Source organism: Longilinea arvoryzae, assembly GCF_001050235.1.
GTDB lineage: Bacteria > Chloroflexota > Anaerolineae > Anaerolineales > Anaerolineaceae > Longilinea > Longilinea arvoryzae.
Window position 1 is genome coordinate 257,784 of record NZ_DF967973.1, and the last position, 25,373, is coordinate 283,156.

The window sequence follows — 25,373 nt, forward strand, 5'->3', positions numbered from 1 at the left end:
CCCTGTTTTCTTCATCTTTGTTCTCTTTATCCTTGTTTTCTTTATCCTGCTAATCCTGTCTATCCTGTTTTCTTCCTCTTCATCTTCATCCCTGTTCTCTTCCTCCCGCCGCTTGTGCATTGGCGCAATCGATGCTATTCTATGATTCGTACCCAATTCAACCCACGCACCAGGAGGAGAACCGATGGCGAAAGGCATGGACAAAGGCAAAGGCAAGGACAAGGAAAAAATGAAGAAGAAGAAGGTGAAAAAGGACGACAAGAAGGGCAAAACGACGCTTTGATCGCGTTGAGCCTTCATTCGCCCGGCAGAGGCCTCAGGGAACCCGCCAAGTCCCTGGGGTCTCTTGTTAGCGATTGGCTTTTAGCAGTTGACCGTTAGCTGTTAGCTGTTAATGATTCGGTTTTGGCTCCGCGTCCCTGCAACCCACCAACCCGGGCGACCCTTGTAGGGGCAATTCATGAATTGCCCTTACAAGGGCCGCCGGTCGTGCCTCCTGCCGGGCCAGGATTTCAGACGGATGAGCGCCCCGGCAGGTATAATCGAGAAATCCGAACCGCATGGATTGCACAAACCTCGATCTTTAAAGGAAATATTCATGGACATTCACGAAGAACGTTCGATGAAAAGCTATAACCAAAAAGCGGACAATTACGATGACACGCCGGATGGAAAATTCACCTATCGCTTCAAAGAGCAGTTGGTGAAGATCATCCGTATCCCGGAAGGGGGCAGCGTGCTCGACATTGCCTGTGGAAACGGCAGACTCTTGCAGATGCTGTCGCGGGGTCATCATTTTTCGGGCTACGGCGTCGACATCTCGGAAAAAATGGTCGAGAATGCCAGACGGATCGACCCGGGCATGGTTTTCGAAACCGCGCGGTGCAACCAGCTGCCCTTCGAAGCTGCCTTTTTCGATGTCGTCACGGTATGCGCCGCGTTTCACCACTTCCCGGATATCGCCGGCTTCGCAAAGGAAGCTTTTCGGGTGGTAAAGCCCAATGGAATGCTTTACATCGCTGAGGTCTATTATCCGGCCTTCTTCAGAACGATTTTCAACCCATTCATCCGCTTCATGCAGGAGGGGGATGTGAAGCTCTACGCGCCCGAAGAGATCACGCGCCTTCTTCAAAGGACCGGTTTTACGAATGAGGTTTTGAGGATCGAGGACAATATTCAGGTCATCGGCGCAAGGCGCAGGGCGGGTTGATGGGCTCGGATACAGCGCCCGGAAAGGGAGATGGCCTCCGGTTGACATCGATCTTCCCCGTAACGCTGTCAGTGATTGGCCGTTCGCGATTAGCGGCCTGCTCTGGTAGGGTGCACCCGGCCTGTGCCATGTTGTGGCATTATGAGCGTTTCTTCGATGAGGTCTGAGGTCAGTGGAGGATTGTTGCGGGATTTGCAAAAAAAGGATGATATTGTATTTGTAGAGAGATTCCTGGCGTGTTGTAACTCTTTTAACTATTCACTGTATAATCATGGGTAATTATCTTCACCAGGTAGCCTTCATAATTCTGGAGCATTCAGTGACACTCATTCCACCGGCTATACAAGATTCAGGTATTCGTGACAACTTTTCACGTGGTTCTGTAGCGGCCTTCTTACAGGAAAAAATCCGAGAAGGCTCTGAGTTATCCATCGTTTCTGCGTATTTTACAATCTATGCTTATGAAGCCTTAAAAGGCAATCTGGATCAGATTGCGCATTTGCGTTTCTTATTTGGCGAACCGAGCTTTATTCGGGCTCTGGACCCCAATAAGACTGAAAAAAAAGCTTATGGTATTCGAGATAATGGACTGAAGTTAATAAACCAATTATCTCAACGCAAGGCCGCCAAGGAATGCGCGGAATGGATCGCACAAAAAGTAGAAATCCGGTCCGTCAAGCAATCTAACCTTTTACATGGCAAAATGTATCACATCGCAAATGGTGGGGTGGAAGATGCGATTTTGGGCAGCTCGAACTTCACTGTCAGTGGGTTGGGGCTGGGAGACCACAATAATAATTTTGAACTTAACCTGGTGGTGGACAGCAACCGAGATCGCCGGGAACTGAAAAAATGGTTTGAAGAGCTTTGGAATGACCCGGATAGGGTTGAGGACGTCCGGGATGAAGTGCTGAGCTATCTCGAACAACTCTATCAGGATAATGCGCCTGAGTTTATTTACTTTAAAACCTTATTTCATATATTTGAGGCCAGCTTATCTGATGAAAGTAAAGATGGCATTGCAAATTTACAACCTCAAATTGTGGATACCGAAATCTGGAAAATGCTATTTGAGTTCCAGAAGGACGGCATGAGAGGCGCGATCAATAAGATCAATACTTATGGCGGGTGTATTCTGGCTGATAGCGTTGGGCTGGGCAAAACCTTCGTGGCGCTGGCAGTGATCAAGCATTTTGAACTGCGTAACCAGCGCGTTTTGGTGCTGTGTCCGAAGAAACTGCGAGAGAATTGGACAATTTACCAGGCGCAAAATAACAGCGAGCTTAATCCGCTGCTGCGCGATCGCTTCAGCTATACCGTGCTTTGTCACACTGACCTGAGCCGGGATGGAGGTCATTCAGGGGATATCGACCTGGACAATTTTAACTGGGGCAATTTCGACCTGGTGGTGATTGATGAATCGCATAATTTCCGCAATAACACGCCGGGCCGCAGAGATGATAACGGTAACGTAATTCGCATGAGCCGGTACGAACGACTGATGGAAGATATCATCCGATCGGGCATCAAAACAAAAGTATTATTGCTTTCGGCCACTCCGGTTAATAACAACCTGAAAGACCTGCGCAATCAGATTTATTTCATCACTGAGAACAAGGATGATGTCTTCAAGGAATCATTGGGGCTTGCATCGATTGCAGAAACGCTGCGCGCAGCACAAGTGACGTTTAGTGATTGGGCAAAGAAAGACCAGGAACGAAATACTGGCGTGTTGCTTGAACGTTTGAGTTCGGCATTCTTTAAGTTGCTGGATGCTTTAACGATAGCCCGTTCAAGAAACCATATAAAACGGTTTTATAAAGACTCGATCGATAAATTAGGCGGTTTTCCAAAACGCGAGAAACCCGAATCGATATACTCAGAAATTGATCTGGAAGGTAAGTTCTATACTTATGACCTCCTGAACGTTGAAATCGACAATTATAAATTATCCTTATTCAATCCCTCTTTTTATCTAAAGCCCGAATTCGTGAATCTCTACGATAAATCGACCGTAAAAGCCTTCACCCAGGCCAAGCGCGAAAATTATTTGATTGGTATGATGAAGGTGAACTTCCTCAAACGCCTTGAAAGTTCGGTGCATTCCTTCGACCTCACGTTGCAACGCACAATAAATAAGATCGACGAACTTTCAGCGCGCATTCGGCGTTTCCAGCAGTACCAGGTAGAAAACCCGGATGTCGATTGGGATGACTTGAAAATCGAGGATGTGGACGACGAGGAATTGCAAGAAGCCTTTGCAGTCAGCAAGGCCAAAATTAAAATGGCCCACCTAGACCTAACCGAGTGGCTGAAAGATTTAAAACGGGATCGTGATAAATTGTTCATGTTGCAATTGGTTGCCAACCAGGTGGGAGCGGACCGGGATGCCAAACTGGCCAGACTTAAAGAAATCATCTCGAAAAAGGTGATGAGCCCCACTTTAACCAAGTCGGGCGTCCCCAATCGCAAGGTGCTGGTGTTCACGGCTTTCGCCGATACAGCGACATACCTTTATGAAAACCTTAAAGACTGGGCGCGGCAGGAACTCGGCATTCATATTGCGGTCGTTTCGGGTGGATCTTCTGAGAATAAAACGACCTTAGGAAAGAGCGATTTCAATCAGATTTTGACCAACTTCTCACCCATCGCGAAGCACCGTGATCGAATGCACTCGATGCCGCAGGAAGAAGAGATCGACCTGCTAATTGCCACCGACTGTATCAGTGAGGGCCAAAATCTGCAAGACTGCGATACGCTCATCAATTACGATATTCACTGGAATCCGGTGCGGGTCATCCAGCGTTTTGGGCGAATCGACCGAATTGGAAGCATCAATCCGTCGGTGTACTTGATCAACTTCTGGCCAACGCAGGATTTGGACAAGTACATCACGCTGAAATCGCGGGTTGAGGCGCGCATGGCGCTGGTGGACCTGACCGCTACCGCTGACGATAATCTGCTGAATGAAGCGATTGAAGACCTGATTAAAGAAGATTTACGCTATCGCGATAAGCAACTGAAAAAATTGAAAGAAGAAATCCTCGACCTTGAGGATGTGGATGACGGGATTTCCCTCACGGAATTCACCCTGGATGACTTCCGCGCCGACCTGAACCGCTATATCGAAGCCAACCGGAAGCTGTTGGAAGATGCGCCATTGGGATTGTACGCGATCGTACCGGGAACCGCGACAAACATGATCGTTCAACCGGGGGTGATTTATTGCCTGAAGCAAAAGGGGGAAGCAAAACATGGTGCGACAGTGAACCCCTTGCAGCCATATTTCCTGGTATATGTCCGGAAAGATGGAGTGGTGCGCTATAATTTCACGCACCCCAAACAAATTTTGACGATCTTCCGGGAACTATGTGATGGCAAAACATCTGCTTATGAGGACTTATGCCAGTGCTTTAATGAGCAGACCCATAACGGTAGTGAGATGCAGGTATATAACGATTTGCTCCAAAAAGGCCTGGATGAGATCAGCAAGGCTTATCGAAAACGGGCAATTGGTGCGCTGACCGCGGGGCGGGGCGGGGTCCTTCCGTCCGAAAATGAGCAGGTCAATTCGCAAACCGAGTTTGAACTGGTCACCTGGTTAATCATCGAAAAAGAAGCCGCATGAAAACCGACAAAGAACTCAAAACCGCCATCCAGTCTGCAATCCATGAATTCGAGAAACGACCCCTGCGCGAAGCGGCGCTTGGGCTGCTGAATACGCTGGGATACCGAAGCGAAAAAAGAATCACCCTGGAACCCAATTCTGCGGATCAATTCCGCCTGGAGTTTGACTCTGCTGGAAAGCTGAGCCTTGAAAAAGCACTGGTTGAGGATTGGAAAACGGTCGATTTTCTGTTCCAGATCACGGATGAAGAAGTCATGGACAGCCTGGGGGCACAAGCCAGCCTGTTCAGAAATCAGCGCGTGGACCAAACACTGATCGATTCTTACCTGTTTTTCGCGATTGAATTACAACAGGCCAAATATACGCGCACGCAACTGGCGGGAATCACGCGCGAGATTAATAAGGTTTTTTCGATGCCGGTGATGGTGTTGTTTAAGCACGATGAATGCCTTTCAATCTCCATTATTGCCCGGCGAATGAATAAACGGGATGCCAGCAAAGATGTGCTTGAAAAGGTGACACTGATCAAGGATATCCACCTGCAAGCGACAAAACGAGCGCATGTTGAGATTCTGGCAGATCTTTCATTCGATATGCTGTACCAACGCCAGCACTTTAGCAATTTTGTAGAATTGCAAAAAGCCTGGGAAAAGACGCTGGATATTTCTGAATTGAACAAAAAGTTTTTTCGAGAGGTTGCAGACTGGTATTTCTGGGCGGTTAAAAAGGTGCGCTTTCCGGACGATGACGGGAAAAACAGCGAAACCAAGCGGGCTACAGCAGTCATTCGACTAATCACGCGCCTGATCTTCGTGTGGTTCATCAAAGAAAAAGGGTTGGTACCGGAAGAACTATTCAATGAACAAGAGCTGAAGAAGGTACTGAAGCCGGCAGACAGCAAGCAGAGTGTGTATTTTAAAGCCATCCTGCAAAACCTGTTTTTTGCCACGCTGAACACAGAAATGGGACCGTTGCGCCGTTGGCGCAACGAAAATGACAAACCGGGCGGGCGGGACGGACATTACGGAATCTCAACGGTTTACCGATTTCGAGATGCTTTTAACGACCCGGACGGCGCACTGCGGCTTTTTTCGGGGATTCCGTTTTTAAATGGCGGTCTATTCGAATGCCTGGATAAACGGGATGTGAAACCTGAGGTGATCATCGACGGATTTTCAGAAATCACCAAAAATCAACCGGTTGTGCCGGATGAGCTTTTCTTTGGCAAGGAACACGCGGTAGACCTGAGCGAGGAATATGGCGACGAACGGCGCAATAGCGAACGCGTTCGCGGCTTGATTCACATCTTCGAGAACTATAAATTCACCATCGAAGAGAACACGCCGGTGGAAGAGGAAATTGCGCTCGACCCGGAATTGCTGGGTAAGGTGTTTGAAAATCTGCTGGCGGCCTATAACCCCGAAACGGGCACCACCGCCCGCAAGCAGACCGGATCCTTTTACACGCCGCGTGAGATCGTCAATTACATGGTTGACGAATCGCTGATTGCCTACCTGGAAACCAAGTTGAACGGCGGGGATGAAACGCAAGTACGCCTGCGCCAGTTAATGTCTTACGAGCAGGAACCAACTGCTTTTGACGAGGCCGAATCGCAAGCTTTGATCGAGGCGATTGACGCGGTTAAGGTGCTGGATCCGGCATGCGGCTCGGGGGCTTTTCCGATGGGCGTGCTGCATAAATTGGTGTTCATCCTGGGAAAATTGGACCCGGATAATTCCAAATGGCGGGAAGTGCAACGGCAGAAAGCCATTCGCGAGACAGAGGAAGCCTATGGAATCGGAAATCAAGCAGAACGCCAGCAGCGATTGATCGACATCGACGAAGCTTTTGAGAACAATTCCGGAGACTATGGACGCAAGTTGTATTTGATTGAAAACTGCATCTACGGCGTGGATATCCAGGCGATCGCGGTGCAAATTGCCAAACTGCGCTTCTTTATTTCACTGGTGGTGGAACAAAGGGTTGACCCCCAAAAGAAAAACCTGGGGATTCTGCCGCTGCCTAACCTGGAGACCAAATTCGTAGCGGCGAATTCATTGATTGGGATTGAACGGCCGGTTGAAAGTCAGAAGCCAAAAGAAAATGTGCCAGAGGTTCCGCCCGAAGTGGAGGAAAAGGCCGATTTGGTGCTGAATGATTTCAGGCAGTATTTACAGATGCGTAACCCGGAGCTGAAAGATTCATATTTGCAGAGCGCAAAAAAGCTGGGCGATGAGATCAATCAGGTCATGACCAGGTTTCCGGATTGGGCGCCATTGCAGGTGGAGTGGATATTCACAACGCACACCAAATTGGAAGAATTACGAACGCTATTGCCTTTGAAAAAACCTCAGAAGGGAACTGCGCAACAACTTACTTCCATGGAAGTTTTACAACTGGAAGCAGAGCTTAAGGAGGTACGATCGAAAATATTCCGGGCGCGCAGCCATGAAACTAAAAAAAATTATCGCCAAGCCGATAAACAGATTAGGACTAAAATTGCTGAACTGCTGGTAAAGCAGGGTTTGGAAAGCGACAACGCGGAAAAATTAGCGGGATGGGATCCCTTTGATCAGAATGCCAGCGCCGGATTCTTCGATCCTGAATGGATGTTTGGAATCATGGATGGTTTTGATATAACGATCGGAAATCCGCCTTATGTACAACTTCAGTCATTAGGTGAAAGCGCTGATGTATTAAAAAGGATGGGGTATGAAACTTTTGCAAGGATGGGTGATTTATATTGCCTGTTTTATGAAAAAGGGTTTCAATTGCTACGGCCAAAAGGCATTTTGGCATATATAACCAGCAATAAATGGATGCGAGCAGGTTATGGTGAAGCTTTAAGAAAATACTTTGCGGACCATACCAATCCACTATTACTTATTGATTTTTCAGGTCAGAAGATTTTTGAATCGGCCACTGTGGATGTGAATATCTTAATATCAGAAAAATCGAGTAATCTAAATCAAACGATAGGGTGTTCGATTCTTGATAAAGGTAGCCTAAATAATTTGAGCCTTTTTATCGAGCAGCATTCAACAGTGAACAATTTTTCCATTAGCAAAAGTTGGAGTATCCTTTCGGATATTGAGCAGCGAATTAAAGCCAAAATTGAAGAAGTTGGGGTACCACTGAAGGATTGGGATATTCAGATTAATTATGGGATTAAGACCGGCCTAAATGAAGCTTTTATTATCTCAGGTGAAAAGAGAAAAGAAATTGTCGCGGCAGATCCAAAATCTGCTGAAATAATTCGACCCATTTTAAGAGGCAGAGATATCAAAAGGTATAGGTATGAATTTTGTGACTTATGGCTGATCAATACTCATAACGGATTACCCAATGAGAACATACCCCGGATTGATCAAAATTGTTTCCCTGCGATAAAAGCGCATCTTGATAGTTTTCGTGATTCATTGATTAAAAGATCTGACATGGGAGATACTCCTTATAACTTAAGAAGCTGTGTTTATTTGGACGATTTTTATAAGCAGAAAATCATTTGGGGCGAAATTTCTGACGAACCAAAATTTGCCTTTGATTTATCGGGATCATTATTTTTATCCAATACGGTTTTCTTTATGACCGGAGATTCTTTGCCTTATCTTCTAGGACTCTTGAACTCGAAATTTTCAAGATACTTTTTTTCAAAAATTGGTACAACAACAGGGATGGGAACAGTTCGCTGGTTAAAGTATAAAATAGAAACACTTCCAATACCAAAACTTTCCTCTCAAGAACAAATCCCGTTTACACAGTTAATAGAGAGCATTTTAGACACTAAGAAGGATAGTGGAAATACTAAAGATATAGAAAATTTACTAGACAACAAAATATACAGCTTATTTGGTTTCACACAAGATGAAATAAATGTTATTGAAGGGGGGGGGTAAATTATGCCTAATAATCATCCAATCTTTTTTGTGTCATTATCGACTCATTGATCTTAGCTCAGATGAAATCTTTTCAATATGAGCAATTTCGTCTCGGGTAAAACCATACAAGTTGTAGATAATAGAGTCTACTTCGTCTTCGAGATTATAGCTATTCAACGACCTTCTTCGTTCTTCAAAGATTTGGACACAAAGTGTCTCTAATTTATTGCGATTTTCCCCAGAGACAGGCGGTATTGGTAATCGGTCGATATAAATTTTCTGCATTAAAAATCCACCTGTATCTAAAACAGCAATATTGTTACGAATGAAAAAGCACATTAATTTGGAGTTCAATATAGGTAAAATATATAACAAATTGTCGCCAGTAATCATGAAACACGTCTTATCTAGGAAAATCCCTTCTTCTGAATAAGAGAAACGTGGAAAACGATCACTATCTGTTTTCTTATGAACGCGCATAGTCTCTGCATACACAATTTTCTGCTTATAAAAATCGTCCGAATAATTAGCGCCCCACCGCTGGAGAGAATACCATTCATATCGTATTCCTGTTTCAGCTCTATTTCGAGCTAATAACTGATCTTTATACAATAACAGATGATTATAGGCTGAAGGGAATTGTTCCTTAAACTGAAATTCCGCGATTTCCGAAGCACCTATTATTGATGCATCATTATGTAAAGGAAAGTGCCAAGGTATGTGAAGTAGCCATAGATCGGAAAATTTATATTCATAACGTTTAATATCTCTGCCTCTTAAAATGGGTCGAATTATTTCAGCAGATTTTGGATCTGCCGCGACAATTTCTTTTCTCTTTTCACCTGAGATAATAAAAGCTTCATTTAGGCCGGTCTTAATCCCATAATTAATCTGAATATCCCAATCCTTCAATGGTACCCCAACTTCTTCAATTTTGGCTTTAATTCGCTGCTCAATATCCGAAAGGATACTCCAACTTTTGCTAATGGAAAAATTGTTCACTGTTGAATGCTGCTCGATAAAAAGGCTCCTATTATTTTACAATCATAAAAAAGGGAGAGGTCCAAATGAACTTCGGATATATCAGGGTCAGCAGCGATAAACAGACAGTTGAAAATCAACGGTTTGAGATCAGTAATTTCGCGCAAAAGAATAACCTTCTTATCGATAGTTGGATAGAAGAAACGATAAGCGGTACCAAGGGGTACGATAAACGTGCCTTAGGAAAATTACTCAGGGAGGTGGAAAAAGATGATTTGATAATTTGTGCAGAATTATCACGACTGGGCCGCAATCTTTTCATGATCATGGAGATCTTGTATATCTGTATGAATAAAGAGTGCAAAGTATGGACCATAAAAGATAATTATCGGTTGGGAAACGATATACAGAGTAAAGTTTTGGCCTTTGCATTTGGTTTATCAGCAGAAATTGAAAGAGATTTAATAAGCCAACGCACTAAGGAAGCCCTTGCACGAAAAAAAGCTGAGGGAGTCATTTTAGGCAGGCCGAAGGGGAAAAAAACGGAAAAACTGAAGTTGTCTGGTAACGAAATTGCGATTAGAGATATGTTATCCAAAGGTGTTTCCAAAAGCGAAATAGCAAGAATATTCAATGTAAATAGAATGACTGTTGCCACTTTTATTATTCGAAGAACACTTATTCCAAAAGAATAAGCGCTTAGAATAATATAAATGCCATCCAAAGCGCGTTTATTTCAGGGCACCCAGGTCCGCCGCTACCTGAGAAATAAAAAGCGGGGTCAATTTCGACCCCGCCCGTACACATTCCTCAGAACTCAGAACTCATTACTCTTCACTCCTCAGGCCGCCACCACCACCTCCGCCTCTCTTTCGAACTGCGAGTTATACAGCTCGGCGTAGAAGCCGTTGGCGGCCAGCAGCTCTTCGTGCGTGCCCTGCTCCACGATATCCCCGTCGCGCATGACCAAAATCAGGTCGGCGTCGCGGATGGTCGACAGGCGGTGGGCGATGATGAAGCTGGTGCGGCCCTTCATCAGGGTGTTCATGGCGCGCTGGATCAGCACTTCGGTGCGCGTGTCGACCGAGCTGGTGGCCTCGTCCAGGATCAGGATCTTGGGATCGGCCAGGATGGCGCGCGCGATGGTCAGAAGCTGCTTCTGGCCGGACGAGACGTTGCTGGCCTCTTCGTTCAGCACCATGTTATAGCCGTCCGGCAGGGTGCGCACGAAGTGGTCCACGTGGGCGGCCTTGGCGGCCCGGATGACCTCTTCGTCGGTCGCATCCGTGCGCCCGTAGCGGATATTGTCCAGGATGCTGCCGTTGTACAGCCAGGTATCCTGCAGCACCATGCCGAACAGCTTGCGCAGGTCGGCGCGGGAGAGGCTGCGGATGTCGTGCCCGTCGACGCGAATGCTGCCGCTGTTGACGTCGTAGAACCGCATCAGCAGCTTGACCATGGTGGTCTTGCCGGCGCCAGTGGGCCCCACGATGGCCACGCGCTGACCGCAGCAGGCCTTGGCCGAAAAGTCGTTGATGATGATCTTGTCGGGGCTGTAGCCGAAGTGCACGTGGTCGAACTCGACCTCGCCGCGCACGCTCTCGAGCTGCACCGCGCCGGCCGGATCGGGCGATTCCTCTTCCTCATCCAGGAACTTGAAGACGCGTTCGGCCGCGGCGGCGGTTTGCTGCAGCACGTTGGAGATGTTGGCCAACTGCGTCAGGGGCTGCTGGAAGGAGCGCACGTATTGGATGAAGGCCTGGATGTCGCCGACCGTGATCAGATTGCGCACGGCCAGCCAGCCGCCCAGGATGGCGACGCCCACGTAGCCCAGGTTGCCGATGAAGCCCATCACCGGCATCATCAGGCCGGAGAGGAACTGGGATTTCCAGGCCGAGGAATACAGGGTGGAGTTGTAGACTTCGAAGCCCACCACGCTCTTTTCCTCGCCGTTGAAAGCCTTCATCACCTGGTGCCCGCCGTACATCTCTTCGATGTGCCCGTTGACGTGGCCCAGGTAATCCTGCTGCTGCTTGAAATACTTCTGCGAGCGGCTGACGATGAAGGCAATGAAGATCAGCGAGAGCGGGATGACCAGCAGGGTGATCAGGGTCATGGTCAGGCTGATGGTCAGCATCATGATCAGGATGCCCACCACGGTGACGGCCGAGGTGATGATCTGCGACAGGGACTGGTTGAGGGTCTGGCTGACGGTATCGACATCGTTGGTGATGCGCGAGAGCACTTCGCCCTGGTTGGTGCCGTCGAAATAGCGCAGCGGCAGGCGGTTGATCTTGGAGGCGATGTCCTTGCGGAACTGGTAGGTCACCTTGGCCGACACGCCCGACATGATCCAGCCCTGAATGAAGCTGAACACGCCCGCCAGCAGGTAGAGGATGGCCATGGTGATGAGGATGTTGCCGATGTAGACAAAGTCGATGCCCTGGCCGGTGCCCGAGATCTGGCCCATGACGCCTTCGAACAGTTTGGTGGTGGCCTTGCCGAGCACCTTGGGTCCGAAGATGGTGAAGATGGTGGATGCAATGGCAAAAACCGTGACGATGACGAAGGGTACGATGAACGGGCGCAGATACTGGATCAGGCGCTTCATGGTGCCCTTGAAGTCGCGTGGTTTTTCGCCGCGCATCATCATGCCCATCGGGCCGTGGCCGCCCGGGCCGCCGGGTCCGCGGCGTGGACCGAAGGGGCCGGCCCCCGCGGGCGTGTTGCGAGGGGGATTATTGGGATTACCGGTAGGCTGCGTCATTGCAGTTCCTCCATGCTCAACTGCGACAGCGCAATCTCGCGATACGTTTCGCAGGTATTCATCAATTCGGAATGGGTGCCCATCCCGACGATCTTGCCTTCGTCGAGGACGACAATCTGTTCAGCGTTCTTGACGGTCGAAACGCGCTGGGTGACGATCAGCAGAGTGCTGTCGGCCGTATCCTTCTTGAGCGCGCGGCGCAGGGCGGCGTCGGTCTTGAAATCCAGCGCCGAGAAGGAGTCGTCGAAGATGTAGATGGGCGCGCGTTTGACCAGGGCGCGGGCGATGGAGAGGCGCTGTTTTTGCCCGCCCGAGACGTTCATGCCGCCCTGGGAGATTTCCTGGTCCATGCCCTGTTCGTTGCCGTCGATCAACTCAGTCACCTGGGCGGTTTCGATCGCCGCGCGCAGCGAGGTCTGGCTGGCGTCTTCGTCGGCGTAGCGCAGGTTGCTGTCGATGGTGCCGGTAAAGAGGGTCGCCTTCTGGGGGATGTAACCGATCTTCCCGCGCAGGTCGTGCTGGGTGACTTCGCGCACATCCTCACCGTCGATGAGGATCGCGCCGTCCGTCACGTCGTAGAAGCGCGGGATGAGGTTGACGACGGTGGATTTGCCCGAACCGGTGGAACCGATGATGGCGGTGGTCTGTCCGGGGCGGGCGGTGAAGCTGATGTCGTGGAGCACATCCTCATCGGCGCCGGGGTAGCGGAAGGAGACGTTGCGGAACTCGACCGTGCCCTTGAAAGGCGCCGGGAATGCGCGCGGTTCGGGATTGTCGCGGATCGAGGGCTGGGTCTCGAGGACCTCGGCGATACGCCCGGCCGAAACCGAGGCGCGCGGCAGGAAGATGAACATCAGGGACATCATCAGGAAGGAGAAGACGATCTGGATGGCGTACTGCATGAAGGCCATCATGTCGCCCACCTGCATCCGGGCCTGGGCCACTTCGTGCGAGCCGATCCAGATGATCAGCAGCGACAGGCCGTTCATGATCACCATCATGCTGGGGAACATGCCGCTCATCACGCGGTTGACGAACAGGGTGGTGCCGGTCAGGTTCTGGTTGGCGGCGTCGAAGCGCTGTTCCTCGAAGGCCTGGCGGTTGAAGGCGCGGATGACCAGCAGGCCGGATAGGTTCTCGCGCACCACCAGGTTGAGGCGGTCGATGAGGGTCTGCATGATCTTGAATTTGGGCAGCGAGAGCGAGAAGATGACGATCACCAGGCTGAGCAGCATGACCACGGCGATGGCGATCAACCACCACATCGAAGACGCCTTGTTGAGAGCGCGCACGATGCCGCCCACGCCGACGATGGGCGCGTACAGGACCATGCGCAGCATCAGAATCACCACCATCTGCACCTGGGTGATGTCGTTGGTGGTGCGGGTGATCAATGAGGCCGTGGAGAAGTGGTCGAATTCGGCGTTCGAGAAGGATTCGACCTTCTTGAACACGTTGCTGCGCAGGTCGCGGGCCAGGCCCGATCCGGCGCGCGCCGAGAGGAAGCCGACCGCGATGGTGCACAGCACCGAAACGAGTGAGACGGCCAGCATGAGCAGCCCGGTATGCAGAATGTAGGTGGTCTGGATGCTGCCGGTGTTCATGCCCAGGGCGGCATATTCAGCCTTGACCGCGACCACGGCCGCCTGCTTCACGGCGCTATCGCCCAGGGCGGCAAACTGAGTCTGCATATCCGCGGCGATCTTTTCGCGCATGGCGGTGGAGAGCTGGGCAAGCATTCCGAACAGGTCGGTGCCGGCCGGCAGTTGGGCCAGGTTGAAACCGGAGGCTTTGCCGATCTCGGCGATCTTCGTGGGGTCTGCCTGGGCCTGTTCAATGATCGACACGGCCAGCAGGGCCTGCGCCATGGGCTTCTCGAGGGCGGTCTTCTGTTCGGTCGTCAGCGTGTTGAGGGTGTAGACCGGCTCCTTGGCCAGGCCAGGCACGTCTTTCAGCACCTGGGCGTAATTTTCCGAGCTGGAATCGACCAGGGTGTAGGCCGCCAGGATCTGGTCGCGATCGGATGCGCTGAGGAAAAGCACGGCGCGATCCATCTGCGACTTGCGGATCACGGTGGGCAGCGAATCGACGATGCCACCCTGTTGGATACCGTTATTGACGATTTTGGACAGGTAATCCGGCAACGCCAGGTCGGCGTTGGCCTGCACAAACAGCAGCGCGACGGTCAACAGAATTTGCCAGAGGTAAGGCTTAAAATACTTGGTAAGGCGTAACATCGATATTCACTCCTCGGTCGGTTGCGGGTGAGCATGGCCGGCGGGTTGGGGATGGATGGGACAGTCAGCATCTTCCACCTGACTGACCAGAAAAGCGTGCAGTATGTTCAACAAGCGGGTCAGTTCATCATATTCGTCGGGTTCGAGCACGTCCAGCATGCGGTTGATCGCGTCCAGGCGCCGGGGGGCGTTGGTGCGCAGATAATCGCGACCGGCCGGGGTGAGCTGAATGCGGAAGGCGCGCAGATCGTTCGCGTCGAGCGCGCGCTGGATGAGACCCTGCGATTCGAGCCCGCGCAGCAGCGAGCTGATGGTGTTTTTGGTCACGCGTTGCGAGCGGCTGAGGTCGGTGGGGGTCAGGCCGCCGGTGATGCCGGCCTGTTCCTCCATAAAAAGGCGCAGAAGCAGGCGCCAACGCGGCCCGGAGAGCTCCATGTCCTCGCCGAGCTGGTTGTCGAGCAGCCGGCTCAGGTGGGCCACGCGCTGCAGGAGGATGAACAGTTCGATGCCGGCCGTATTATCGGCGCCGAACGCGTTTCGGAAATTCTGGCGAATTTCGATACGAACTTGATCCCAGTCCGGATTGGTTTGGATTTGCATTTGCCCTCAAAATTCGTAACATATCGAACTATACGACGTGGGAATATACACCCGCATGGGAGGGCGCGTCAAGGAAATTGGATTAGAGCTGTATTAGAGAATGCGTTGCGCGCTGCGCGAGCAGTCTGCCAGGCGGTGGTTCGGGCGGTGATGCGGCGTCGAGGGGGTGAAACAGAAATCGAAACTGCGTGTAGCTATAGATAATCTTTACGAATTACGAGTTCTGTAACAGGTGTTGCATTTTTCTCAAAACCAGGTATAATGCTGCAACATCTGTTACATGTAACGGGTGTTACTCCAGCTCGATTCAGGTGGTGAAATATGCAATGGCTGCTTTTCCTTTCTCAACTGCCGGCCAACCCCTCGGGGCTGCGCGTTTCGGTGTGGCGAAAACTGCGTGCGCAGGGGGCGCTGGGCCTGCAAAACGGGGTCTGGATTTTACCCGACCGGCCCGAACAGCTTGCTTTCTTCAACGAGTTGAGCGAGATGGTTCAAAAGCAGGGCGCCGGCAGCCAGGTCTTCACCGTCAATTCGCTGAGCGAGGCGGTGGAACAGGATATCCTTCAAAAATTCAAGGACAACCGCGCCGAGGATTACGCCGAGGTCAAGGAGCAGTGCGCTGACTTTCTTCTCGGGCTGGAAAAGGAGATTCAACGCCGCAATTTTAGTTTTGCTGAATACGAGGAGAACGAACAGGATCTGAACAAACTCGAGAATTGGATCGAAAAGGTCAAACAGCGTGATTTTTGGGGCGGCTCGCCCGTGCGCGAGGCGGAAGAATGGCTGGAGGAATGCCGCCAGAAATTCCAGGAGTTCACAGTGCTGGTGTTCGCGAATGAGGACGAAGACCACGCCCGCAAGATGAAGTACGACCCCGGCCCACTCAACCCGGCCAACGCAAGCCGCCCGGCGGAAGATGGGGAAGAATGACTGCAAAATACAATTTGAGCATCAGGAAAAGAACAGATGAGTGAACATGCCGAAGTGCTGAATGTGAAAAAAACGGAAGGGCCGCAAGCACGCGCGCGAATCAAGGATTTACCGCGCAACGTGTGGGCGGTTGGCCTGACCAGTTTCTTTATGGATATCTCCAGCGAAATGGTGTTGAACATCGTTCCGCTGTTCCTCTCCAACGTGCTGGGCGTGCAGACCAGCATCATCGGCCTGATCGATGGGATTGCGGAAGCCATCGCCAGCATCCTGAAGTTGTTTTCGGGCTGGCTGTCGGATAAGACAGGTGGGCGCAAATGGCTGGCGGTCGCCGGCTATGCCCTCTCGGCGCTTTCCAAGCCCTTCTTCTATTTTGCCAGCAGTTGGGAGCTGATCGGCGGGGTGCGCTGGGCCGACCGGGTGGGCAAGGGCATCCGTACCGCGCCGCGAGACGCGCTGGTGGCCGATTCGGTGACGCCGAAGACGCGCGGGCTGGCCTTCGGTTTCAACCGCGCCATGGACAAGGCCGGGGCGGTGCTGGGTATCCTGATCGCCGCGCTGGCCGTATGGCTGACGCAGAAGAGCAGCATCCAGCTCACCAAACCCACCTTCCAGATGATCGTGCTGATCAGCCTGGTGCCGGCCTTTTTGGCGGTTCTTTCGCTGATGATCGGCGCCCGGGATGTGGTGGTGAAAGGGCAACGCGCCGCCCCCAAATTCTCGCTGCGCGGCATGGGCAAGCCGTTCAACACCTTCCTGGTCATTGTGGGCATCTTCACCCTGGGAAACTCGGCCGATTCCTTCCTGGTGCTGCGCGCGCAGGACCTGCACGTCTCGGTGATCGGCATTCTGGTCATGCTGGCCATGTACAACCTGATCATCACACTGGTGGCCACGCCGGCCGGCTCGCTCTCTGATCGGATTGGCAGACGCAAGCTGATCATCGGCGGCTGGCTGGTGTACGCGCTGATCTATTTCGGTTTTGCATTCGCCAGCCAGGGCTGGCAGGTCTGGCTGCTGTACGTGACCTACGGCCTGTACTTCGGCCTGGCATTCGGCACCACCAACGCCATGGTGGCCGACCTGGTGCCCGAGAATTTACGCGGCACAGCTTACGGCACCTACAACGCCACCGTAGGCCTGCTGGCCTTCCCGGCGTCCTTCATCGCCGGCATCCTGTGGCAGGGCATTGGCAGTTGGAACGGGTTAGGTCCATCCGCGCCGTTCCTGTTCGGCGGTATGCTGGCCTTGATCGCGGCGCTGCTGATGGCTTTCTGGATGCCGAAGAAGGGCGCGCTCAAGGGTGAAGCCTCCACGGACTGAGCGACCCGACCAATCTTCGCCGCGCCTTGCGAAACACCGCAGCGCCAAATGGATGGGGCTTTGCGAAACATGCCGGTATAATTAGCAGGAGAATTTTCGCAGGAGCGCGGCATGAACAAAACCCATCTGCCCATTCGCATCGCCAGCCTGGCCCTGATGATCGTCGGGGCCGGGCTGCTGGCGTTGAGCATCCTCTCTGACGGCAGATATAACATCGCGCTTCCGCTGGTGTTTCTGGTGCTGGGCGGCGCTTTCTTCATCGTGGTGTTCAGCCTGCGCGAGAAAGTCGCCTGGGCGGTCTTCCTGTACATCCCGGCGGCGCTGCTGATCGCCTTTGGCGTCATCTTCCTGCTCAACGTGATCACCGGGGATTGGAATGCCTGGGCGTATGCCTGGCTGTTTCTGGTGACGGGCATCGGAGTCGGGCTCCTGCTGGCCGCCCGCGAACGCCCCATGCATCCGGCTTTCAACTCGGTGGGCTGGGGTTTGACCCTGGGGGGAATCACCTTCTTCGCCGTCTTCGGGGCCATCACCGGCGGGCTGGTCATCCAAATCATGGCGCCCATTCTGCTGGTGACGGCCGGCCTGTCGCTGCGTTGGCTGCATATCGAGACCCTCCTGCCCGAAGACCTTCGCCGAAAGCTGGGCTTTGCCGCCCGTGGGGTGGATGGATCGAGTTATCCGCCGGAAGAGGTCGAGACTCTGGTGGAACCCTTGAGCAGCCGCGAACTGGAAGTGCTACGCCTGATCGATCTTGGAATGTCGAACCAGCAAATTGCCGAGAAATTGACCGTGGCGCCCAGCACGGTCAAGACCCACATCAACAACCTGTACGGCAAACTGGGTGTTCAAACCCGCGTCCAGGCCGTCAACCGGGCCCACGCGCTGCACCTTCTGGGAGATTGATCTCCCTTTTTGGCTTTTTCCGGCTTCTCCACCCCCCTCTCCACCCCCTTTTCCACTCTTTCGCCGATGTATTTCCATCCCCGGGCATGTTATTTTGCCAGGGTCAGACAAAACCTTTCGAGGATGGAAATCTAAATGGACTCACAAAACAAGACCATCGTAGTTACCGGCGCCACGACCGGCATTGGTAGGGCAACCGCTGAAATGCTGGCCCGCGCCAGGGTTGACGTGATCGGTGTGGGGCGCTCGGCGGAACTGTGCCGGCAGGTCGAAGCCAGCCTGGGCGGCAGGTATCCCAATGCGCGCGTGCACTACCTGACGGCGGATCTGAGCCAGCAGTCCGAAGTGCGCCGCCTGGCGCGCGAGATCGGCGCCTGCCTGGCAGCGGATGGAAAGACCGCCCTGGACGGACTGGTCAACAATGCCGGAACCTTTGCGTACTGGTTCAGCCAGACCCCGGATGGGGTGGAGACCCAGTGGGCCGTCAATCACCTGGCCGGCTTCCTGCTGACACAGGAGCTGCTGCCCGTGCTGCGGGCCGCGCCGAGCGCCCGGGTGGTGAACGTCAGTTCCGACTCGCATTACAGCGGGCGCATCCAATGGGACGATCCGCAGCTTCGCCGGCGGTACAACGGACTGTCAGCTTACGGGAATACCAAACTGGCCAACATCCTGTTCGCGCTGGAACTGAACCGCCGGCTGGGAAACGATTCCAACGTTCACGCTTACGCCGTGGACCCCGGGCTGGTCAAGACAGACATCGGCATGAAGGGAACGCCGGCGCTGGCGGGCTGGGTATGGAAGGTCCGCCGGATGGGCGGCACCTCCATCGAAGTGCCGGCGCGCTGCATCGTGTATTTGTTGACCGAGCCGTCCGTCCAGCATTCGACCGAGCTGTACTGGAAGAACTGTCAACCCAAACGCGCCAGCCGGCGCGCGCTGGATGAAGAATCGGCCGCGCGCCTGTGGACGCTTTCCGAAAACCTATGCGGCCTGACGGAGAGGTAAATATGAGAACCCAAACGAAATTTTCATCCCGGCATATGACGGTTGCCATCACCGGAGCGGCCGGCGGGTTGGGCAAGGCTTTCGCGGTGGAATGCGCCAGCCGGGGCTGGAATTTGTTTTTGACCGACGCGCGCGGCGCCGCGCTGGAAACGCTGGCCGGCAGCCTGCGCAGCGCTTACGGCGTGGAGGTCGCCTGCCTGGCGTGCGACCTATCGAATCCGGACGAACGCACCCGCCTGTTCGAGCAGTTGAAAGCTGGCGGGCTGCGCTTCAGCATGCTGATCAACGTGGCCGGCGTGGATTTCGAGGGACCATTCTACGAACGCAGCGACGAACAGATCCGCACCATCATCCGCCTGAACATCGAGGGTACGCTGGCCATGACCCATGGTATGCTGGCCTTCCGCGATCCACTGTCGGCTTTCCGCATCATCAATGTCGCCAGCCTGGCGGCCTTCTATCCCATGCCGGTCAAGGCGACCTACGCGGCCTCCAAGCGCTTCCTACTGGATTTCTCGCTGGCGCTGCGCGAGGAGATCCGCAGCCAGAATGCCAGCGTGACCGTGCTGTGCCCGGCGGGCATGCCCACCAACGAGGAATGCATCCGGGCCATCGAGGCCCAGGGACTGGCCGGGCTGCTCACCACCCTGGATGTGGGCCGCGTGGCCAACCAGACCATCGACGGCGCGCTGGCCGGTCGGGCGGTGGTCATTCCCGGGGCGTTCAACCGGGCGCTGCAGGCGCTGGGTTCGCTGGCGCCGGCCGGGCTGGTGGCGAGCCTGATCGGCAGCCGCTGGTTGGCGGTGCGCCACAAGCGCGAGGTCGAGGCAAACCCGGCGTGAGGACCCACACCCCGGATTGCATTGAACGCGCGCGTGAGGACCCTCACCCCGGATTGCGTTGAACGCTCGCATGAGCCTGGCGCCCCTCTCCCGTTGCGGGAGAGGGGCTGGGGGTGAGGGTGGATCCTGGGCGAAAACAGGCCGTTCGGCGGGATAAAATCGAAGTGGATGGACCCTCACCCCAGATTGCGTTGAACGCTCACGCGGGCATTTCGCCCCTCTCCCGCCGCAGGAGAGGGGACGGGGGTGAGGGTGGATCTTGGGCGAACACTGGGCGAGCCGGCGGGATAAAATCGAAGTGGATGGACCCTCACCCCGGATTGCGTTGAACGCTCGCGCGGGCATTTCGCCCCTCTCCCGCGACGGGAGAGGGGACGGGGGTGAGGGTGGATCCTGGGCGAAAACAGGCCGACCGGTGGGACGAAATCGCTGCGGATGGACCCTCACCCCGGATTGGGTTGAACGCTCGCGCGGGCATTTCGCCCCTCTCCCGCGGCGGGAGAGGGGACGGGGGTGAGGGTGGATCTCGAGCGAAATCGGGCCGTTCGGCGGGACGGAATCGCTGCGGATGGACCCTCACCCCGGGTTACGTTGAATTCTCGCGTGGGCACAGCGCCCCTCTCCCGCCGCGGGAGAGGGGACAGGGGTGAGGGTGGATCCCGGAAATTGAAATTCGCCCCCCACCATTCACGAGAATAATGACAAAACCGCGATAGAATTAACAAATTGTGAGGTTCTCACATCTGTATCGTTCATAAAATATTCCTATCGCTTTAGCTATTAAATTTCACTTGTCGAATCAACGAATCCCATATCCCAGCTTCTGTCATACTCTGCCCGGTCATGCGTTTTAACCTCTAGAACGGCATCAAACCCAGGATTCGAGCAAAGGAGCCGCGCAAATCATGATCCTGACCACTCCACGGCTGGTCGAGCAGGCCGCTACCGATCCGGCGGCTTTCGCCGAGTTATACCAGGCCTGCTTTCCGGCGGTATTCCAGTACATTCAATTCCGCTGCGACAGCGAAGCGTCTGTCCAGGATCTGACCGCCCAGGTTTTCGAGAAAGTGCTGCAACGCCTGCCGGATTTTCACTCGAATGGAGCGCCTTTCGAGGCCTGGCTGTTTGCGATCGCGCGCAACACGGTCACCGACTGGCAGCGCCGGCAACGCCTGCGCCGGGGGCTACCATGGGAAGTTCTATCGACAATACACTCGGCCGATCCGGCGCCGGAGGAGGCCGCCCTGCAGGTGGAAGAACGCCGGCAACTGGTGGCCGCGCTGGCGCAATTGAGCGGGCGCGAGCGGGATCTGCTGGGGCTGCGCTTCGCTTCGGGATTGAAAAACTGCGAGATTGCCCGGGTGGTCGGGTTGGACGAAAACCACGTGGCGGTGTTGATCTACCGCGCGCTGCGCAAACTGCGCGGATTGCTGCGCGCCATAGCGGAGGTGCAGGATGAACGCTGAACGGGAAATGGCCTTGCAACTGGCGGATTTGTTGGACGGCTTTCGGTCCGAGACAGATCCATTATCGGCCGAGGAGCGCGAGTTCCTCAAGCTGGGCAAACGCCTGCGCGCGTTGAGACCCACTCCTGCCGAACGACGTGCGCTGTTGGAACACCCGCCACATGCCGAACCTGCACGCCGCGGCGCGCATAGCCTGCGCCAGATCCTGGCGCCCGCACTGGCTCTGATCCTGCTGGCGGCAGCGATTCTGGTCATCCCGCAGTTGATCGGCGGCGCGCTGAATCCGGCAGGGCCCGCTCAAACCGGCCCGTCGGCGCTGGCGTTGGCGCCGGACGTGTGCGATCCCGGCCAGAGTGAACCGTCGGCCCTGGGCGGTGGGGAGGTGACCGGCGGCGATTTCGACTTCAGGCTGGGGCTGGTTTGCGATCCGCGCTACCACCGGGAGGCGGCGGACTCGGCTCATTTCAGCGAAATCGACGGGCTGGCTGTGGCGGCGAACTGGCGCTACACCGGCGTCGAGTTGGCGGGGCGCCTGACCCTGGCGGCCGGCATCGAACCGTATGTGAACGAAATTGAATCCGATATCCGGAAGGAAGCGATCGTCCCTCAACTGACGAATGAAAGTCTTTCCGGACTAAAATTACCGGCCGGGGTGTTCCCGGACTGGAAGGCGGTGGATGCGCGCCTGCGCTATGTGCTGAAGGTTCAGTTACCTGACGGCACCATTCAGGGCGCGGCGCTGGTTTTCACGCTGCTGCGCGAAGCGGACGGCTTCCGGCCGGCGGACGTGACCGTGGAGCCGTTGACGGAGGCCGAACGGGCCAGCCTGGATGGCAGCGCGGTAACGGAACCGCCTTTCCCACTGCTGAACACTGCCGAGGTTTATCCCGAAGTCAGCAAACTGCAAGATTTGCTGGCGCGCCGGCTGGCTGAATTCGCCAGTCCGGCGGGGTGGATCCACCAGCGCTGGCAAAGCGCCGTTGTGCCCGAGAGCATCCCGGGTTCCATCGCCGAAGGGTCCGCGGAGCAAGGGTGGTGGAAGAACGCTTCCAGCCTGGACCGCTGGTCGCTGATCGATTCAGAGGGAACCGTGCTGGCTCAGGTCGATCTCACCTCGGGTGAGGGTGGGGGCGTGTACGATTGGTCGGTGCTGCAAAATGGCACGTACCGCACCCAAAAGGGGCAGAGTTATCGCAGGGAGAACGTCGCTTACGACGGCGCAGACCAACTGGGTCTCTGGATGTGGAAGATCCTGGACGGCGGGGCGTACGAGTACAGCCAGGAGATCATCGACGGTCGCACGGCCTGGGTCTTTACCTTCCACGACCCGATCGATCCGCCGCGCGACTTGGATGATGGGCTTGTAACCAGTGAACAGATTACCATCAAAGCAATCGATGCCCAAAGCGGAGCCTACCGGTACACCGATACCTATCGCGTGGCGGATGACGGCAGGCGGACGCCGACGTGGCGAATGCGCCTGGTGGCAGAGGAGCATATTGACGAGCCGCCGGAGGCAGCCATGGCGTTATTCAAAAAGCCGTGGCCCACGGTCGATGGTCTCAACGGCGGTTCTTCCGGTTATGATTCGATCCCGCTCGCGCTCGTCCCGGATGTCTGCATGCCGGAATCGGTCACGCCGTTTACCGAAGACATGAAGCGCCGCAAGCAGTTCGCGGGGGAGGAATTGAGCGGCGGGTTGTTGGGCGGCGGCGAGCTGCAAAGTGGCGCTTTCACCTTCGACCTGCATCTGGCCTGCGATCCGCTCTTCCGGCGCGCCTTGGATGGCGGCGACGACTACAGCGAGCTCGACGGCCTGGGCCTGGCGCTGGAATGGACGTATCAGGGAACCCAGCAGGACGGCCGCCTGACGACTTATGCCGGTGTGGAGCCCTACGTGGTCGAATCCAGCGGCGTCGAACCCGTGAACGCCTCGACTTCCGACGCCAGCCTGATCGGGTTGACCCTGCCGGCGGGCGTGATCCCGGACTGGCGGGCCGGCGACGTCGAACTGCGCTACGTGGTGAAGGCCCAGCCGCCGGACGGCAGCATCGCGGGCGCGGCGCTGGTCTTCAAGCTGCAGCGCGAGGCGCAGGGATTCAGGCCGGTGGATATCCGGGTGGAAGCCCTGAGCGCGGCCGAAATGGAAAGCCAGACGGCCGCGGCGGTGAGCGAGGCGCCCTTCCCGACCCTGTCGGCGCAGGAGGTTTACCCGGAATTGGGCGAAATTCAGAGCCTGCTGGCGAAGCGTGGAAAAGAAATCGCAGCCGGCGCGGGCTGGATTCATTTTGTGGTGCACAATTACGACGCTGGCGGGACGGTTTTTGCCCCGCAAATGCAAGATACCGACTCCGAAAGCTGGTACCAGCTCGATTATCAGGGCAAGGTGATTGCCCAGATCACCCATCAAACGGCCAGCGACGGCCGATTGCTGCAGCAGGTGGTGACGAAGGACGGCCAGACGGAAAACCGCACGACCGGCGAGATATATCCCTACCAACCGTACGCCTACAGCCCGGATTGGGGCCTGCTCGATTTGCTGTTCGACCGGGCGCGCAGTGGAGAGACGATCGAACCCTGGCTGGAGACGATCGACGGGCGGACGGCCTGGGTGTACAGCTTCGCGGATACGTTCGATCCGCCGCTGGATTTTGGCGATGTCGACCTTGTGGCCAGGATCGAAACGCGCGAGGCTGTGGACGCCGAAAGCGGCGCTTTTCTATTCAGCGAATCGGTCCGGACTTACGCGGACGGCAGCCAGAAGCTGGATTCCCGGCAGACGGTGACGATGGAAGAGCGCGTGGATCTGCCGCCGGACGATGCGCTGGCCGTGTTTGGCCTGCCGTCCGGCGGATATAGGCCCGCCGAACCCTACGGCACCCCGGCCGCGCAGGGTAGTGATTTTTCGGGCAGCGACCTGACGCTGGTTTCACAGCCGGGCGACGATTTCAGTATGCCGTCCTTCTGGTACGGAGATATCCACACCGGGGAGACTTTCTTGGGGCGCGTGGATTTTGGAGCGACCCCGGGCGGCTGGTGCGCTCGTTCGACGGGCGGCGATCGGCTGGCTTTTGAGTACGAGGTCGATGACAACGGCTCGACCAGCGCAACGCTGCGCTGGTTCCAACTGGAGGATGTGAATCAGGTTTACAACCCGGCGCCGCAACTGCGGGTGGCTTCGCAACTGGCCTGGTCGCCGACAGCCGATGAACTGGCTTTCTCAGCCTGTCAGGGGAATAACGAGGACTGCGGCCTATACCTGCTGGACGCCAAAACCAACACCGTGAAGCGGCTGGCCGCGCTGGAAGCCTCATTCTGGGAGCCGCTGTGGAAACCGGACGGAAGCCAGGTGGCCGTGATCGGTTCGGGTTCCGGAATGGTGTTTGTGGTGGACGCGCAGACGGGTGAAAGAGTCTATACGGGGAAATTCGATCTGGACGCCTGGCAGCCGGCAGAGGAGTCGGCGCTGGCCGGGTGGGGGGTGAGTTTCGCGCGGAGCTGGGACGGCGGCAATTGCTTTACGGAGAGCAAGTAACCACCCCGGAACCGGTTTACGCACGGCGCGGCTTCCGTGAAAGTCGCGCCGTATTGCGATTG

15 protein-coding genes are annotated in these 25,373 nt (G+C 54.9%); 11 read left to right on the forward strand and 4 right to left on the reverse strand.

All coding sequences use genetic code 11. The features are described from left to right. Positions 1-598 precede the first annotated feature (598 nt). The 3 genes from LARV_RS19670 (at position 599) to LARV_RS19680 (ending at position 8,734) form a co-directional block, all read left to right on the forward strand. Positions 599-1,210 (forward strand): class I SAM-dependent methyltransferase, encoded by a 612-nt coding sequence (locus LARV_RS19670; RefSeq protein WP_075075510.1) that lies wholly within the window; start codon positions 599-601, stop codon positions 1,208-1,210. A gap of 319 nt (positions 1,211-1,529) precedes the next feature. Beyond that, entirely contained in the window at positions 1,530-4,838 is a 3,309-nt protein-coding gene (locus tag LARV_RS19675) for a helicase-related protein (RefSeq protein WP_201785964.1), read from the forward strand. Then, positions 4,835-8,734: an Eco57I restriction-modification methylase domain-containing protein gene (locus tag LARV_RS19680; protein WP_075075511.1), complete on the forward strand. Its 3,900-nt coding sequence runs from the start codon at positions 4,835-4,837 to the stop codon at positions 8,732-8,734. Before LARV_RS19675 ends, LARV_RS19680 begins: the two co-directional genes overlap by 4 nt. 36 nt (positions 8,735-8,770) lie before the next feature. Here the strand turns inward: LARV_RS19680 and LARV_RS19685 are convergent, their stop codons facing one another. Then, positions 8,771-9,718: a TaqI-like C-terminal specificity domain-containing protein gene (locus LARV_RS19685; protein WP_201785965.1), complete on the reverse strand. Its 948-nt coding sequence runs from the start codon at positions 9,716-9,718 to the stop codon at positions 8,771-8,773. Between the two features lie 65 nt (positions 9,719-9,783). Between LARV_RS19685 and LARV_RS19690 the strand changes: the two genes are divergently transcribed. Continuing rightward, positions 9,784-10,392 (forward strand): master DNA invertase Mpi family serine-type recombinase, encoded by a 609-nt coding sequence (locus LARV_RS19690; RefSeq protein WP_075075513.1) that lies wholly within the window; start codon positions 9,784-9,786, stop codon positions 10,390-10,392. Between the two features lie 146 nt (positions 10,393-10,538). On the opposite strand, the gene LARV_RS19695 is transcribed toward LARV_RS19690, so the two are convergent. The 3 genes from LARV_RS19695 to LARV_RS19705 all read right to left on the reverse strand — a co-directional run bounded on the left by LARV_RS19695 (position 10,539) and on the right by LARV_RS19705 (position 15,301). Continuing rightward, positions 10,539-12,356 (reverse strand): ABC transporter ATP-binding protein, encoded by a 1,818-nt coding sequence (locus LARV_RS19695; protein WP_075075543.1) that lies wholly within the window; start codon positions 12,354-12,356, stop codon positions 10,539-10,541. Positions 12,357-12,460: 104 nt separating this feature from the next. Next, entirely contained in the window at positions 12,461-14,701 is a 2,241-nt protein-coding gene (locus LARV_RS19700; protein ID WP_075075514.1) for an ABC transporter ATP-binding protein, read from the reverse strand. Positions 14,702-14,707: 6 nt separating this feature from the next. Continuing rightward, the gene (locus LARV_RS19705; RefSeq protein ID WP_075075515.1) at positions 14,708-15,301 is read right to left on the reverse strand and encodes a MarR family winged helix-turn-helix transcriptional regulator; all 594 of its coding nucleotides are present in this window, start codon (positions 15,299-15,301) and stop codon (positions 14,708-14,710) included. A gap of 321 nt (positions 15,302-15,622) precedes the next feature. Between LARV_RS19705 and LARV_RS19710 the strand changes: the two genes are divergently transcribed. The 7 genes from LARV_RS19710 (at position 15,623) to LARV_RS19740 (ending at position 25,311) form a co-directional block, all read left to right on the forward strand. Continuing rightward, positions 15,623-16,231 carry a Chromate resistance protein ChrB gene (locus LARV_RS19710; protein ID WP_075075516.1) on the forward strand — a complete coding sequence of 203 codons (609 nt, stop codon included), beginning with the start codon at positions 15,623-15,625 and terminating at the stop codon, positions 16,229-16,231. Between the two features lie 36 nt (positions 16,232-16,267). Continuing rightward, positions 16,268-17,554 (forward strand): MFS transporter, encoded by a 1,287-nt coding sequence (locus LARV_RS19715; protein WP_083522794.1) that lies wholly within the window; start codon positions 16,268-16,270, stop codon positions 17,552-17,554. 111 nt (positions 17,555-17,665) lie between these two features. After that, a complete protein-coding gene (locus LARV_RS20885) occupies positions 17,666-18,460 on the forward strand; it encodes a helix-turn-helix transcriptional regulator (protein ID WP_075075517.1) in 795 nt (264 codons plus the stop codon). A 135-nt stretch (positions 18,461-18,595) separates the two neighbouring features. Then, the gene (locus LARV_RS19725; protein WP_075075518.1) at positions 18,596-19,468 is read left to right on the forward strand and encodes an SDR family oxidoreductase; all 873 of its coding nucleotides are present in this window, start codon (positions 18,596-18,598) and stop codon (positions 19,466-19,468) included. A gap of 2 nt (positions 19,469-19,470) precedes the next feature. Further along, positions 19,471-20,310 (forward strand): SDR family NAD(P)-dependent oxidoreductase, encoded by an 840-nt coding sequence (locus tag LARV_RS19730; protein ID WP_201785966.1) that lies wholly within the window; start codon positions 19,471-19,473, stop codon positions 20,308-20,310. Between the two features lie 905 nt (positions 20,311-21,215). Beyond that, positions 21,216-21,776, forward strand: a complete 561-nt coding sequence (locus LARV_RS19735; protein WP_075075519.1) for a sigma-70 family RNA polymerase sigma factor — start codon at positions 21,216-21,218, stop codon at positions 21,774-21,776. After that, positions 21,766-25,311: a TolB family protein gene (locus LARV_RS19740; RefSeq protein WP_075075520.1), complete on the forward strand. Its 3,546-nt coding sequence runs from the start codon at positions 21,766-21,768 to the stop codon at positions 25,309-25,311. Before LARV_RS19735 ends, LARV_RS19740 begins: the two co-directional genes overlap by 11 nt. Positions 25,312-25,373 lie beyond the last annotated feature (62 nt).

Excerpts from the sequence above, each read along its gene's own strand:
- LARV_RS19730 (WP_201785966.1), top strand. The coding sequence starts at position 19,471 with ATGAGAACCCAAACGAAATTTTCATCCCGGCATATGACGGTTGCCATC.
- LARV_RS19700 (WP_075075514.1), bottom strand. The coding sequence starts at position 14,701 with ATGTTACGCCTTACCAAGTATTTTAAGCCTTACCTCTGGCAAATTCTG.
- LARV_RS19735 (WP_075075519.1), top strand. The coding sequence starts at position 21,216 with ATGATCCTGACCACTCCACGGCTGGTCGAGCAGGCCGCTACCGATCCG.
- LARV_RS20885 (WP_075075517.1), top strand. The coding sequence starts at position 17,666 with ATGAACAAAACCCATCTGCCCATTCGCATCGCCAGCCTGGCCCTGATG.
- LARV_RS19690 (WP_075075513.1), top strand. The coding sequence starts at position 9,784 with ATGAACTTCGGATATATCAGGGTCAGCAGCGATAAACAGACAGTTGAA.
- LARV_RS19725 (WP_075075518.1), top strand. The coding sequence starts at position 18,596 with ATGGACTCACAAAACAAGACCATCGTAGTTACCGGCGCCACGACCGGC.
- LARV_RS19710 (WP_075075516.1), top strand. The coding sequence starts at position 15,623 with ATGCAATGGCTGCTTTTCCTTTCTCAACTGCCGGCCAACCCCTCGGGG.
- LARV_RS19670 (WP_075075510.1), top strand. The coding sequence starts at position 599 with ATGGACATTCACGAAGAACGTTCGATGAAAAGCTATAACCAAAAAGCG.
- LARV_RS19705 (WP_075075515.1), bottom strand. The coding sequence starts at position 15,301 with ATGCAAATCCAAACCAATCCGGACTGGGATCAAGTTCGTATCGAAATT.
- LARV_RS19680 (WP_075075511.1), top strand. The coding sequence starts at position 4,835 with ATGAAAACCGACAAAGAACTCAAAACCGCCATCCAGTCTGCAATCCAT.
- LARV_RS19695 (WP_075075543.1), bottom strand. The coding sequence starts at position 12,356 with ATGGGCATGATGATGCGCGGCGAAAAACCACGCGACTTCAAGGGCACC.
- LARV_RS19740 (WP_075075520.1), top strand. The coding sequence starts at position 21,766 with ATGAACGCTGAACGGGAAATGGCCTTGCAACTGGCGGATTTGTTGGAC.
- LARV_RS19715 (WP_083522794.1), top strand. The coding sequence starts at position 16,268 with ATGAGTGAACATGCCGAAGTGCTGAATGTGAAAAAAACGGAAGGGCCG.